Genomic DNA, 13,374 nt, shown 5'->3' with positions numbered 1-13,374 from the left:
CATGCTAACGCGAGAATTGGCAGGCGATGACGTGCTTCTCGAGGTTCGAGATCTTGAGACGCACTTTTACGGCGAAGAAAGCGTCACCCGCGCCTTGGACGGCATCAGCTTCCAGGTGAAAAAAGGCGAGACGGTCGGGGTCGTCGGCGAATCTGGATGCGGGAAGAGCGTCACTGCCCTCTCCATTCTTCGCCTGCTGCCGAAGCTGAGCGCGAAGACTGTCGGCGGTGAAATCCGCTTTCAAGGACGCGACCTCCTTGATCTGTCCGATCGGGAAATGCGAAAGATCCGCGGCGACCGAATCGCCATGATCTTCCAAGAGCCGATGACGAGCCTGAACCCGGTCTACACGGTCGGCCGTCAGATCGCCGAGGCGGTGCAGATCCACACCAAAGCGTCCCGCTCCGCGGCCATGAAGAAAGCAGAAGAGATGCTGCGGCTCGTCCGCATCGCGGACCCGGAACGGCGCGTCAACAACTATCCCCACGAAATGTCCGGCGGTATGCGCCAGCGCGCCATGATCGCCATGGCTCTTGCCTGCTCACCGGAACTGTTGATTGCCGACGAGCCGACGACGGCCCTCGACGTCACCATCCAGGCGCAGATCCTGCGGCTTATTGTCGATCTGAAAGAGCGCACGGGAACGGCCGTGATGTTCATCACGCACGATCTTGGCGTTGTCGCCGAGACATGCCAGCGCGTAATTGTCATGTATGCCGGCCGGATCGTGGAGCAAGCGAGCGTAACTGAGCTGTTTGCGCGCCCTGCGCATCCGTACACCCAGGGCCTCATGCGGTCGGTGCCGGATCGGCGGCGCGGCCGTCAGCGACGCCTTCCGGAAATCCCTGGCATTGTGCCAAGCCGGCGGGAGCCTATTGTCGGGTGCAGCTTTGCGCCTCGCTGTCCGTTCGCAATCGACATTTGCCGCGAGAAGACACCCGTCCTGCGTGATGTCGGGTCGAGCCACACCGCAGCTTGCTGGCGTGCCGAAGAGGTGATGGGCGCATGAACAGTCCTCTGCTGAAAGTCGCGAATCTAACCAAGCACTACCCGCTTGGCTCGGGATTGTTCAAGAAAGGCATACCGGTGATCCGGGCAGTGGAGGATGTATCCTTCACTGTTGAGGCGGGCGAGACGCTTTGCATCGTCGGTGAATCCGGCTGCGGCAAGTCCACCGTGGCGCGGCTCCTGATGCGGCTCGTGGAGCCGACGGGTGGGCGTGTGCTGATCGACGGGACCGATATCGCGGGTCTCAAGAAACACGCGCTGCGGGACTGGCGGCGTCGCATGCAGATGGTTTTTCAGGATCCTTACTCGTCGCTTAATCCGCGCCTCACGGCCGGACAGATCATCACCGAACCCGTCGAGAATTTCGAGCGGCTCAGTCGCAAGCAGCGCGAGGCGCTCGCCGCGGACCTGCTACGAAAGGTCGGGATGTCGCCGGAGATGATGCACAGGCTTCCGTCCGAGTTGTCGGGCGGCCAGCGGCAGCGGCTCGGCATAGCACGGGCGCTGGCCCTCCAACCATCGCTCATCATCGCCGACGAAGCGGTTTCAGCCCTTGACGTCTCTGTGCAGGCCCAAATCTTGAATCTACTTCTGGACCTCCAGCAGCAGATGGGTATCGCCTTCGTCTTCATCTCGCATGATCTTGGCGTCGTGGAGCATATCGGCCATCGCGTTGCGGTCATGTATTTAGGGCGGATCGTGGAGCTTGCTCCCTGCGAGGCGCTCTTCGCCAAGCCGGTCCATCCTTACACCGAGGCGCTGATTGCTGCCGCGCCTGTGCCGGATCCGACGCGAGTTCGGCTAGAGGCGCCCGTTCAGGGCGAGGTGCCAAGCCCAATCAATCCACCGAGCGGATGCGCGTTTCATCCGCGCTGCCCGCTCGCGGTGGAGCGTTGCCGCATCGAAGTGCCGCCTTTGGCGCCGATGCCAGACGGGCGCGTTGTGGCTTGCCACGTGCGCGCTCCGGGCGCAAATATTCCTGTATCGCCGGTCGGGGCGGCCAATTTTTCACTCAGTGGCGTGGTATAGCCACAGACGCATTCACCCGATCGAATGTCTCCTTCGTACCGCTGATACAGAACGCCGAAAATCGCGTGGGCACGGCGAGTCGAAGATTTGAAATCAAAGATCAGCCTATGGAGAAACCTATGGAAAAGCCTTCACACGACAACAGCTCTCATTCGGCCCAGCAGGGTAGCGGCTATGACACGGTGGGGTCGATTGCAACAAACGTCGCGGATGGCTTCACAATGGTAGCGGTTGGTGACCTCATCGTGTCGCGGCCGCTAACCAAGGGTCAGCATCCCGGCTTCGGAGACATCGTCAAGGTCCTCCAAGGCGCCGATGTTACGTTTGGCAACATGGAAATGAACATTTTCGATATCCGATCGTTCGACGGGAGTCCGGAGGCTGAGTATGGCGGTGCGTTTCACGTCAGCCTTCCTGAGGTCGGAACTGATTTGAAGGCGATGGGATTCAATCTAATGAGTCGCGCAAACAACCATACGCTTGACTGGGGGCTTGAAGGCATGCGCCAGACGAGCCAAGTGCTCGATCAGAGCGGGATCATCCATGCAGGGGTGGGCGAAAATCTCGCACAAGCCGGCGCGGCTCGCTTCTTGGAAACGGCGCGCGGTCGCGTGGCGTTGGTATCGCTTGCTACATCGTTCACGCCGATGTCTCGAGCGGGCGATCCCGCTGGTGAGGCCCCCGGCAGACCCGGACTTAACGCCCTGCGTTTGGCGAAAAGCATCGTGGTCCCGCCCGAGAAGCTTGAGAGCTTGAGGCAGATACGCGATGCGCTGCCCGACTCCCGCCCGGACGGTCGATCGGCTCCGCCCGCAGTCTCTGGGGCCACGGCGGAGAGGCCCGAGGATCCAAAGGATCCAACCCGGGTCGTGGTCGCTGGAATGACGTTCATAGCAGGCGGCAAGGCTGGTTACAGCTACGAAGCCGACCCGCGCGACGTCGCCGACATCCTTCGGAACGTCCGTCGCGGCAAGCAGTTCTCCGACTTCTGCATCGTCACGAATCACTGTCACCAGCCCGGGAATTGGAGCGAGGAAACGCCCGATTACGAACAATCGTTTGCGCATCGAATGATTGATGCGGGAGCGGACGCATACGTCGGACACGGACCGCACAAGTTGCGCGGCATCGAGATCTATAGGGGCCGGCCCATCTTTTATAGCCTGGCCAACTTCTTCTATGATGACCACCGGACGCCTGTAGGGGCTGACATGTTCGCCGCTTACGGAAAGGACCCACGGATCGATACGGATGCCGAGGTCACCGTCGCGGAAGAGGCAAAAGGATTTGACGACCCGGTCTTCTACGAGAGCGTAATCACCGTCAGCCACTTTGAGCAGAACCAGCTTGCTGAATTGCGTCTATATCCCATTGAACTCGGATACTTGAAGAGGTTCGCCAACCGGGGGGTCCCGCGGCTCGCCCCTCCGTCGCAAGCGAAATCCATTCTGGAGCGCCTGCAGAATCTCTCGAGTCCATTTGGGACGGAGATCGCCATCGAGAACGACGTTGGAGTCATCAGACTGCGGCCCAGCTCACCGCAATGACGGGCTCGGATGCGTGATTCGCGGCGTGAAGAAGGCGCGAAGCGTGGCCGAGAGCCGCGCGCCTTGCTCGTAGCAGACCGAGCGGCCACCACTGCAGGAAGTTGAACTGGGCGAATGAGCGCATGTCATCTGAATGATCGTTAGCATGCTTGCAAGAGCGGCCTGCCAGCTGCGAACAGCCCGTACATCGTCTTCTCCTCTCTCTTACAGGCAAGGCTATGACCTCTTCTGATCCGTTGAACGCCGTTTTCGAGCATATCGAGGCGAACCGCTCCCCGTTCCTCGACCGTCTGATCGATTACGTGCGGCATCCAAGCATCAGTGCCGAGAATGTCGGTATCGCCGAAGTCGGCGCGCTGCTGATCGAGATGCTGACAGACATCGGGCTCGAGACCAGCCTGGTGCCGACTGAAGGGCACCCAATGGTGGTCGCGCGCTGGGAGAAGGCGCCGGGCAAGGCGACCGTTCTGCTCTACGGCCATTACGACGTTCAGCCGGCTGACCCGATTGACAGATGGCTCTCGCCGCCCTTCGAACCGACTATTCGTGATGGACGCCTGTACGCACGCGGCGCCGGCGACAATAAGGGCCAGCATTTCGCGCAGATCCTGGCAATTGAGTCCCACCTCAAGGTGCATGGCGCGCTGCCCTGCAACGTCATCTTGCTGCTGGAAGGCGAAGAGGAGATCGGCAGCCCGCACATCGCCGATTTCGTGCGTGCCAACAATGAAACGCTTAAAGCTGACCTTGCCGTTACCGCCGATGGCCCACGTCATGCAAGCGGTGCGCCTGTGATCAAGTTCGGTTCACGTGGCGAGGTATCCTTCGAGTTGCGTTGTCGCCACGCTAATAGTGACTTGCATTCTGGTAATTTCGGCGGCGTAGTACCCAATCCGATCTGGACGTTGGTGCACCTGCTCGGCACCATGAAGAATACGGACGGTGCAATCACCATTGACGGCTTCCACGATGATATCGAGCCCCCGTCCAAGGAGGAATTGGTCGCGGTCGAGCGTTTACCTCTCGATGTCGAGGCAGTGAAGCGCAGTCTCGATCTTGCGCGGCTTGACGCGCCCGCCGAACGCCCCTTCTACGAGCGCCTGTGTTTCCGCCCGACGCTGACGATCAATGGCTTCCATGGCGGCTATGGCGGGTCTGGTAGCAAGAGTGTGCTGCCCAACGAAGCCTTCGTAAAATGCGACATACGGCTGGTTGAAGCACAGGACCCTGCGGACATCCTTCGCAAGGTCGCCGCCCATGTGGAGAAACACGGGCCCGAAGTGGAATTCATAGCGCAAGGAAGCATGTATCCTTCGAAAACGCCTATTGCCTCTCCATTCACCGCGCCTCTTCGCCGTGCCTTCGTCGCTGCTCAAGGGGAGGAGCCTTTGCTGGTCCCCGCCGGCTTCGGCACGCTCCCCAACTATGTATTCACTAAGATTCTCGGTATTCCTGCCTTCGACACTCCTTACGCGAATCACGACGAGGCAAACCATGCGCCGAATGAAAATCTGACACTCAGTTGCTTCCACAGCGGTATTCGTACGGGCGCTGCATTATTGTATGAGCTTGGCCTCTTACAGCTTCCTGCGCGCGAGGTCGGTGGGATGAAACCCGTGCTTACCTAATCGTATCGTGCGCAGATGCCAGACTTCGTTCACTTTATTAAAGAGACTCCGGCTGAGTGCTAGATCGGGAAATGGTTGATAGCTCGCAAATTAGATACACCGCTGTTCATGAAACTTGTCCGGCTCTTCGGGGGCGCATCCATTATGCGGCCATCTATTCAGTAGAAGGTCGACACGCATCATTGCGGACCGCTGCACTCGGCTGCGTCCGTGCCACCATTAAAGACAGGGCAGCAGATGCCAAAGATTAACGCCGAACGGTTGCTATCCAATCTAAGACGTTTCGCGCAGTTCGGCGCGTACAAGACCGGTGTCCATCGTCCGACCTATTCGCGAGAGGATATGGACAGCCGCCGCTGGCTCGCGCAGCAGTACGAAGCCGTAGGGCTTCAGGCTCATATTGACGGGGTCGGCAACGTGTTCGGCACGCCTCGGTCGGACCGGCGATCGCTGTTGATCGGGTCGCACGCAGAGTCCCAGAATTATGCCGGATGGCTCGACGGCGCGCTTGGTGTGATCTACGGCCTTGAGATTGCCCGGACGTTCGCGGAAACGCCGGACTGCGCAGGCCTTCCCATCGCCCCCGTGGCGTGGGCGGATGAAGAAGGTCACTACGTCTCAATGCTCGGAAGCCGTTCGTTCATTGGTGACATCGACGAGGCGGAGATCGATCGCGCGGTGAATGTCGATCACGGGCTGACGCTCAGGGAGGCGCTCCGCGGAGCCGGCCTGGCCGGTGTTCCTCGATCTCTGCTGGAACCGGAACGCTACGTCGGTTATCTCGAAGCACACATCGAACAAGGCGACGCTTTGGAAGCCTCGAGCAAGCGGATCGGCGTTGTTACGAGCATCGTCGGGATCTGGCAGTACTCAATCGTCTTCCATGGCATCCAGAACCACGCTGGCACGACGCGGATGGCGATCCGCAAGGATGCCGGCGTCGCAGCAGCAATGCTGGCCATGGCCATTGCAAGGCGCTTTCCTCAAGTGGCCGGCCCGCGCTCCGTGTGGACCACAGGCCGCATTAGCCTGGAGCCGGGTGCTCCCAGCATAATTCCGGGGAAGGCAGAGATGCTGTTCCAGTTCCGGGATTCAGAGATGTCGGTGCTTCAGCAACTCGATGCTGTGTTAAGGGAGCTGGTTGAAGAGACCGCGATCACAACCGGGTGCAGTGCCGAGATCGAGCAGACCGAGACCGGTAAACCGTGCCATATGGATCCGGCCTTCCAGAACGCGATAGAGAACGCGGCCGCGCGCCATGCTCACGACGCCTATGTAAGGATGCCAAGTGGGGCTGGTCACGACGCCCAAGTCGTGGCGCGTAAACTAAGGTCCGCTATGCTTTTCATTCCAAGTATTGGTGGTATCAGCCACCATTGGACCGAGAATACAGACGATGCCGACCTGGTACTCGGCTGTCAGGTGCTGGCCGATTCCGCCGAGACGATACTGCGTGACGAGGAACCACCTGGACTCTCCGGCTAAACGGGTCCTGCGCAACGCCTTTAAAGCAGGCTGAATTTCGTGACTCGGCGAGCGAGCCCCGCTCATGCGACCTGGCTCCAATAATCCACGCGAGTGACTACATGATGGCTCTGAGAGCACATTCGCCGCTCACATCTCGCCCGGCGATACTGCGACGGAATTGCGGCCTCACCGGCACTCCAAGGTCGATATGAAAACCAGATGACCTCGATACATAGACTGAATTTGACGTAAACCGCGGCAATTGAGAAAACTGAAAACTTAACGAGCCGAACAGCAGGAATGAGCTTGCTTCGTAACCGATGGCTTTTCATCCAGGCGACTTCGTTCGCTGCGGCGGTAGGGCGGTATCTTTCGTCGCCGACTTTGCTTCGTGGCGGTTCTCGGATGACGTGCTGCATTGGGCGGTCGCATCCTCAGCGGCAAATTCGGCACGTCGATTTCCAGGGGCACCCTTGTAGGATTTGACGATTCTCGTGAAGGAGTAAACATCTATGCGATCATCGATTGACGCGGTCATCGAGGGCAAGCTCAAGGATTTTTCGATCCCAGGCTCAGCAGTTGGGATCGTGCAAAATGGCAGGCTCGTTTGGGCAAAGGGTTATGGATGGGCAGATGTGACCCGCAAAGTTCCGATGACGCCGAAAACCATCATGAATATCGGCTCCATCTCGAAAACCATCACGGCAACAGCAGTCATGCAGCTTTGGGAGCGAGGGCTAATTGACCTCGATGCGGACGTTAGTAGATACCTTACATATCAGGTCGTGAATCCGAAACATCCATCGGTGGCCATCACAACACGGCGGCTCTTGAATCATCGTTCGTCAATCCGGGATGGGAAGTCTTACTGGGAGAGCTACGCCTGCGGCGATCCGACGGCTGCTCTTGGCGACTGGCTCGAGGCGTATCTAACGTCAGGAGGGGCCTATTTTGACGCCGACGACAATTTTCATGGGTGGGCGCCCGGCATACTCGAGCGAGATCAGCCTGGCGGGTATTGCAATGTTGCTTATGGCTTGCTGGGTCGCCTAGTCGAGTGCGTGACTGGCGCTCGCTTTAACGACTATTGCGCTCACCACATCTTCACTCCCTTGGGCATGAATAGCACAGGCTGGTATCTGGGTGATGTCAACCTAGACCGGCATGCGGTTCTCTATGGCAAGATTACCAAAGAAAAGTTGGAAAGCGGCCGGCAATTGTTGGCAGCTCCGGGTTTGACAATTGACGAGCTTACGCCGGGGGCCCGTATGCCGCATTGCCTCTACAGTTACCCCACCTATATGGAGGGACTTGCGCGTACGAGCGTCGAGGAACTTTCGCTCTTTCTCGCCACTTATGCATACAGGGGCGGAAATCAGTTGCTGAAACAGTCAACCATCAACTTGATGCTCTCTGACGTCCATGATGGTCGCCCTCTGTGCTGGAACAGACTTATCCTTGAAAATGGTGATGTTATTTGGGGACACGCTGGCAGCGATCCCGGTGTCAAGACCTATATGGGCTTCCGTGAAATGGACGAAACTGGCGTGATAATCTATTTTAATGGAGACGACATTGGTGACAGCAAAGAGATAATAACCGAAAGCCTTTTCTTCAACGCTGCAACACTTTAATCTTCGTTCAAGAAGTACTCTCATGTGGAGTTGTGGTTGAAGCCGCAGCCGCCGTTTTCGACCGGATGTCGGCTTGTCTGGAAAGCAGTGCTGCTATTAGCTGCCTGAATGGTAGGGGAAGCTTTTGGTGGTAAACAGGATTGCACGATGAGGGACGAATTCGTGCGACCTTGCCACAACAGATTGTCCGCCCATGCTTGGTGGCTATGTTTATCCATTCGGCTCTCGCTGCAAACGCGATTGGCGGGAACCGTGAAGCCTAAAAAAGTCACATGGCCGCAGGTCTGGGCCTTTTCGGTGCATCTTATCATCGCGTCGGGCTCTTTCATGGCGTTCTTGTCGTTGGTTGCGGCAAGAGAAGAGCGCTGGACAGCGGCTCGGGTTGGCGCTGTTCCTTTCTGTTCCTCGACGGCATCGACAGTACGATAACGCGCAACCTCGAAGTCAAGGAACTCCTGCCGACCTGGTCGGACGAACTGCTCGACAACATCATCGATTATGTCGCTTACGTGCCGATCCCAGCCTTTGGCCTCTAGCCCGCTTGATGCACGGCGATCGGCTTTCGGCGGCCTGCATGGCGATCTGGCCGCCCTCGGAGTGCATTTTGACAAGCCTCGTCGGGCGCCGGCGATGATCCGTCGTGACGGAAGGCGGGGGTTTGCGGGTTGAGGTCGGCGGGTTTGTTTCGGGACGTCTGCGCCCCATCGTTTATGTCGCGAGTTGCGGGATGCGGCTGAGGACGATGCGCAGAATACGCTGGTCGGGGCAGGATGTCGGCAGGTGCAGGCGGATCTGGGTTTTCATCTCGACCACGCGGGCGGCGATCTTGATGAGGCGCAATCGCAGCGTGTCGAATTGGGCGACGGCAAAGCTCGAGCGTTTCGGCATCGCGGCGCGCAGGCCCCACATCAGCCAGTAGGCGCCGGCATGCAGGAACAGCCGGAACTGGTTGACCGTCGCTCTTGTGCAGGATGTGCGGTCGGCGGCCACGACTTGATGTGGTTCTCGGCAGCGCCGCGCCGGCAGTAGACATCCTCGTAGAGCGCCTTGGCCTTGCCACTTGCAAGGTTGGTGACGATGAAGCGGGTATCGGCACCTTGGGCGCCGACCTCGACGCGGGCGATGATGCGCTCTACGCGGCTCCAACTGGAGGTCTCGAAAAACCTCCCCATTTTGACCGGTTTGTGATTCACTGCCGTTGCGATTTGGAAGGAGGGATTGGATGCGGGGACAGGCCGGGTTCTGGGATATCGATGAGCGCTATGCTCGGCTAAGCGAAGCCGGCGATCCCCTGGAGAAGTTGAACGCCGTTGTGCCGTGGGAGGTTTTCCGCAAGCCTTTGGCCAAGGTGCTGAAGCGCTCGGACGGCGCCAGGGGCGGTCGTCCTGCCTACGACCCGGTGATGATGTTCAAGATCATGGTGCTGCAGGCGCTCTACGGGCTGTCCGACGACCAGGCCGAGTTCCAGATCCAGGACCGGCTGTCCTTCATGCGCTTCCTCGGACTGGGGCTCGGCGACAGAGTGCCAGACGCCAAGACGATTTGGCTGTTTCGCGAGCATCTGACGCAGGCCTGCGCGGTGGAGAACCTGTTTGCCCGCTTCGACAAGCACCTCGCCAAGGCCGGCTATCTGGCGATGGGCGGGCAGATCGTCGACGCCACCATCGTGGCGGCGCCGAAGCAGCGCAACACCGACGCCGAGAAGGCCGACATCAAGGCGGGCAAGGTGCCGGACGCATGGAAGGAGAAGCCGGCCAAGCTGCGCCAGAAGGATCGCGATGCCCGCTGGACGGTGAAGTTCTCCAAGGCCAAGGTCGCCGAGGAGGGAAAGGCGCAGCAGCGCGACATCGCCATTCCCGCTTTCGGCTACAAGAACCATGCCGCCATCGACCGCCGGCACGGCTTCATCCGCGGCTGGAACGTCACGAGCGCATCCGCCTATGACGGCGCGCAGCTTCGCAACGTGCTCAACCGCGCCAATACCGGGTCTACGGTCTGGGCCGACACCGCCTATCGCTCGAAGAAGAACGAGGAGTGGCTCGACCGGAACGGATATGTCTCCGAAATCCACCACAAGAAGCCGAAGGGCCGGCCTATGAGCGAAGCGACGTCGCGGGCCAACGGCCGGCGCTCAAAGACCCGAGCCTTCGTCGAGCACGTCTTCGCCCGTCAGAAGGCGCAGATGAAACTCTTCATCCGCACGATCGGCATCGCCCGCGCCAGGACCAAGATCGGCATGACGAACCTCGCCTACAATCTGATGCGCTACGTCTGGCACCAGGGGCGAACTGCGCCTGCATGACGCCAAAAGCGGCGGAAAACGCCGCCGCGACACCAAACTCGGCACCCAGCATCAACCTCAACGACCAAAACCGAAGCCACTTCCCGCCATCAGCCCGGGCCGAACCGCTTTGCCGCCCCACAGGTCTCGGAAATGCCGTAGTTCGAGGTGCCCAAGTGGCAAGGCCAAGGCGCTCTACGAGGATGTCTACTGCCGGCGCGGCGCTGCCGAGAACCACATCAAGTCGTGGAAGACGCATCTCGCCGCCGACCGCACCTCCTGCACAAGAGCGACGGCCAACCAGTTCCGGCTGTTCCTGCATGCCGGCGCCTACTGGCTGATGTGGGGCCTGCGCGCCGCGATGCCGAAACGCTCGAGCTTTGCCGTCGCCCAATTCGACACGCTGCGATTGCGCCTCATCAAGATCGCCGCCCGCGTGGTCGAGATGAAAACCCAGATCCGCCTGCACCTGCCGACCTCCTGCCCCGACCAGCGTATTCTGCGCATCGTCCTCAGCCGCATCCCGCAACTCGCGACATAAACGATGGGGCGCAGACGTACCGAAACAAACCCGCCGACCTCAACCCGCAAACCCCCGCCTTCCACCACGACGGATCATCGCCGGCGCCCGACGAGGCTTGTCAAAATGCACCCCAAGGGCGGCCAGATCGCCATGCAGGCCGCCGAAAGCCGATCGCCGTGCATCAAGCGGGCTAGATAATGCACATCGTCGTTGTAGCGATCGTCGGTCGAGCACAGCGAGATGACGGCTTTCAGCGCCGGCGGGCGGCGGGCGGCAACCTGCAGCCCGTTGAAGCCGCCCCAGCTGATGCCGATCATGCCGACGCTTCCCGAGCACCAGGGCTGCTTCGCCAGCCATTCAATGACGGCCAAACAGTCGTCCTGCTCCTGCTTCAGATATTCGCCCTTGCACAGCCCCTCGCTGTCGCCGGAGCCCCGCATGTCGACACGCACGGCGGCATAGCCGTGACCGGCGAAATAGGGATGCGTCAGCGCATCGCGTTCCACCGTTCCGTCGCGCTTGCGATAGGGCAGGTATTCCAGAATCGCCGGCACCGGATCGGTCTCGGCATCCTCCGGAAGCCAGATCCGGGCGGCCAGCTTCACGTCGTCTGGCAACGGGATCCAGAGATCCTCGATTTCGCGCACCTCGCGCGGGAAATCGGTGACGACGCGCATGTCTTCCACGGCTCTCTCCGGATTTTCGGCGGCCCCGAGTGGAGCGACTAACTATGATTCAGGGGGGAAATGCAGTGGCGCTTTCAGATTTGAGAGAAGCCGGAGCACGGCATTCGAAAAGCCATCTGCCCATCCACCGACCGCTAAAACCGCGCAATCAATTGCACCGTAGTCCTCGCAGACCGAGCCATGCTTCCAGAACTCATCGCTGCGCTGATGCGTGAGCCAATCAATCAATGTCGGTCGGGCATTTTCCAACTTCCTCCACATCGCGCGCCAACGATCCTGGCCGACCTGCACTCATCGGATAGCATTGATGAGGCGGATGCATCTTGATCCGCCTGCCCAACTATGCGCCACTTGGCGTTGAGCTCGCCAATATAGTATCCGAGGCGGTCCGATCGCGTTTCCAGATGGTTGGCACCTACCCTAAGGGATCGCCCGCCATTCCATCTCTTGAACTGCACGGAGCGATTTCGGTCTGCCTTCACAACCCAGTTTCTGATCGTAACTCTAGCAGTGACTCTGCCTTCAAACGGCCACCCCGGCCGATACACCTGCCCGTGGTTATAGTATAGTTATCAGCAATCAATTGTTATCCAAATTACTAACGAGTAATACCAACGGTCTCGGGTGCTGACTCTTTTGTGGTTTTGGAGCATCTCCGAAGCGTGACCCCGTGTTGCCGAAGGAGATTCGGCCATGGGATCAGCGGTGAGGTTACGAACGGACTATTCGGCGACGGAACTGCGTCGCCTGGCGCGTGGGTCGAAGGATGTGCGGCAGAGCAGCCGGCTCTTGTCGATCGCTGCGGTACTGGACGGGATGAGCCGGTCAGATGCGGGGCGGATTGGCGGCATGGACCGCCAGACGCTGCGGGACTGGGTGCACCGGTTCAACGCGGCCGGCCCCGATGGCCTTGTCGACCACTGGTCGTCGGGCCCGCCGTGCCGGCTGTCGCCTGAACAGAATGCTGAACTGGCGGCAATCGTGGAGAAGGGGCCGGATCGCGCCGTCGACGGCGTCGTGCGCTGGCGGCGCATCGACCTCAAGCGCGTCATCAAGGAGCGTTTCGGCATCGATTACGATACCCGCTATGTCGGGAAGCTGCAGCACAAGCTCGGCTTCTCGCATATGAGCGCACGCAGGACGCCCATATCATCGAAGCGTTCAAAAAAATTGGCAGCGGCGTTTGTTCGCAAACTGACCGAGACCCTTTCCGGCAATCATGATGTTGGCAAGGTCGACATGGTGGACCGCCTGAACCGCCAACTGGCAGGATGGGCGGCCTTCTACAAGTTCACCGACTTCACAGCACGCACCTTCTGGCATATCGACCATGTCGTGGTCTGGAAACTGGTGCACTGGCTGGCGCGAAAATATCGGTCACGCATCATGCCCTTGATGCGGAGCTGGTATCGAGCGCCGGACGCGGGCAACGCAAAAACCTGGCTCGTCTACGGATGAAGTGAACGCGGAAACCATGTCGGCAAGGCGCTGGGCCGAATGGTATCGACTCCCAAGGCGCAGTTCCGATGGCGAGACCCGGAGATCAATCCGTACATCTTCCGGAGCGAATC

General features: G+C 59.7%; 9 protein-coding genes and 5 pseudogenes. 11 read left to right on the top strand and 3 right to left on the bottom strand.

The window, feature by feature from the left end:
- Position 1: 1 nt before the first annotated feature.
- The 7 genes and pseudogenes from ACFSOZ_RS18465 to ACFSOZ_RS18435 all read left to right on the top strand — a co-directional run.
- The gene (locus tag ACFSOZ_RS18465; protein ID WP_379100327.1) at positions 2 to 1,009 is read left to right on the top strand and encodes an ABC transporter ATP-binding protein; all 1,008 of its coding nucleotides are present in this window, start codon (positions 2 to 4) and stop codon (positions 1,007 to 1,009) included.
- Positions 1,006 to 2,037 (top strand): ABC transporter ATP-binding protein, encoded by a 1,032-nt coding sequence (locus ACFSOZ_RS18460; protein ID WP_379100326.1) that lies wholly within the window; start codon positions 1,006 to 1,008, stop codon positions 2,035 to 2,037. Before ACFSOZ_RS18465 ends, ACFSOZ_RS18460 begins: the two co-directional genes overlap by 4 nt.
- Positions 2,038 to 2,156: 119 nt before the next feature.
- On the top strand, positions 2,157 to 3,584 hold the full coding sequence (locus tag ACFSOZ_RS18455; protein ID WP_379100325.1) for a CapA family protein: 1,428 nt from the start codon (positions 2,157 to 2,159) through the stop codon (positions 3,582 to 3,584).
- 218 nt (positions 3,585 to 3,802) lie between these two features.
- Entirely contained in the window at positions 3,803 to 5,212 is a 1,410-nt protein-coding gene (locus ACFSOZ_RS18450; RefSeq protein WP_379100324.1) for a M20/M25/M40 family metallo-hydrolase, read from the top strand.
- Between the two features lie 237 nt (positions 5,213 to 5,449).
- Positions 5,450 to 6,697 (top strand): hydantoinase/carbamoylase family amidase, encoded by a 1,248-nt coding sequence (locus tag ACFSOZ_RS18445; RefSeq protein WP_379100323.1) that lies wholly within the window; start codon positions 5,450 to 5,452, stop codon positions 6,695 to 6,697.
- Positions 6,698 to 7,191: 494 nt separating this feature from the next.
- Positions 7,192 to 8,313, top strand: a complete 1,122-nt coding sequence (locus ACFSOZ_RS18440; protein ID WP_379100322.1) for a serine hydrolase domain-containing protein — start codon at positions 7,192 to 7,194, stop codon at positions 8,311 to 8,313.
- A gap of 252 nt (positions 8,314 to 8,565) precedes the next feature.
- Positions 8,566 to 8,846: pseudogene (locus tag ACFSOZ_RS18435) on the top strand (phosphatidylcholine synthase); the annotation flags it as partial.
- 175 nt (positions 8,847 to 9,021) lie between these two features.
- On the opposite strand, the pseudogene ACFSOZ_RS18430 reads toward ACFSOZ_RS18435, so the two are convergent.
- A pseudogene (locus tag ACFSOZ_RS18430) lies at positions 9,022 to 9,485 on the bottom strand (transposase).
- 50 nt (positions 9,486 to 9,535) lie between these two features.
- Between ACFSOZ_RS18430 and ACFSOZ_RS18425 the strand changes: the two are divergent.
- Together ACFSOZ_RS18425 and ACFSOZ_RS18420 are read left to right on the top strand one after the other, a co-directional pair.
- Entirely contained in the window at positions 9,536 to 10,615 is a 1,080-nt protein-coding gene (locus ACFSOZ_RS18425) for an IS5 family transposase (protein ID WP_095085660.1), read from the top strand.
- A 157-nt stretch (positions 10,616 to 10,772) separates the two neighbouring features.
- Positions 10,773 to 11,135, top strand: a pseudogene (locus ACFSOZ_RS18420) (transposase); the annotation flags it as partial.
- 161 nt (positions 11,136 to 11,296) lie between these two features.
- Here the strand turns inward: ACFSOZ_RS18420 and ACFSOZ_RS18415 are convergent.
- Positions 11,297 to 11,794 (bottom strand): annotated as a pseudogene (locus tag ACFSOZ_RS18415) (CocE/NonD family hydrolase); the annotation flags it as partial.
- A gap of 51 nt (positions 11,795 to 11,845) precedes the next feature.
- Entirely contained in the window at positions 11,846 to 12,064 is a 219-nt protein-coding gene (locus ACFSOZ_RS18410; RefSeq protein ID WP_379100321.1) for a CocE/NonD family hydrolase, read from the bottom strand.
- Positions 12,065 to 12,496: 432 nt separating this feature from the next.
- Between ACFSOZ_RS18410 and ACFSOZ_RS18405 the strand changes: the two are divergent.
- Together ACFSOZ_RS18405 and ACFSOZ_RS18400 are read left to right on the top strand one after the other, a co-directional pair.
- Positions 12,497 to 12,982: pseudogene (locus ACFSOZ_RS18405) on the top strand (helix-turn-helix domain-containing protein); the annotation flags it as partial.
- Positions 12,974 to 13,261: a group II intron maturase-specific domain-containing protein gene (locus ACFSOZ_RS18400; protein WP_379100493.1), complete on the top strand. Its 288-nt coding sequence runs from the start codon at positions 12,974 to 12,976 to the stop codon at positions 13,259 to 13,261. The pseudogene ACFSOZ_RS18405 and the gene ACFSOZ_RS18400, both read left to right, overlap by 9 nt.
- Positions 13,262 to 13,374 lie beyond the last annotated feature (113 nt).

The organism is Mesorhizobium newzealandense (genome assembly GCF_042682145.1).
Taxonomy (GTDB): Bacteria; Pseudomonadota; Alphaproteobacteria; order Rhizobiales; family Rhizobiaceae; genus Mesorhizobium; species Mesorhizobium newzealandense.
This window is presented reverse-complemented; position numbering and strand designations above follow the sequence as displayed.

What these genes read in the sequence shown, in the direction of transcription:
- ACFSOZ_RS18465 (WP_379100327.1), top strand. Translation starts at nt 2, where the DNA reads ATGCTAACGCGAGAATTGGCAGGCGATGACGTGCTTCTCGAGGTTCGA.
- ACFSOZ_RS18460 (WP_379100326.1), top strand. Translation starts at nt 1,006, where the DNA reads ATGAACAGTCCTCTGCTGAAAGTCGCGAATCTAACCAAGCACTACCCG.
- ACFSOZ_RS18455 (WP_379100325.1), top strand. Translation starts at nt 2,157, where the DNA reads ATGGAAAAGCCTTCACACGACAACAGCTCTCATTCGGCCCAGCAGGGT.
- ACFSOZ_RS18450 (WP_379100324.1), top strand. Translation starts at nt 3,803, where the DNA reads ATGACCTCTTCTGATCCGTTGAACGCCGTTTTCGAGCATATCGAGGCG.
- ACFSOZ_RS18445 (WP_379100323.1), top strand. Translation starts at nt 5,450, where the DNA reads ATGCCAAAGATTAACGCCGAACGGTTGCTATCCAATCTAAGACGTTTC.
- ACFSOZ_RS18440 (WP_379100322.1), top strand. Translation starts at nt 7,192, where the DNA reads ATGCGATCATCGATTGACGCGGTCATCGAGGGCAAGCTCAAGGATTTT.
- ACFSOZ_RS18425 (WP_095085660.1), top strand. Translation starts at nt 9,536, where the DNA reads ATGCGGGGACAGGCCGGGTTCTGGGATATCGATGAGCGCTATGCTCGG.
- ACFSOZ_RS18410 (WP_379100321.1), bottom strand. Translation starts at nt 12,064, where the DNA reads ATGTGGAGGAAGTTGGAAAATGCCCGACCGACATTGATTGATTGGCTC.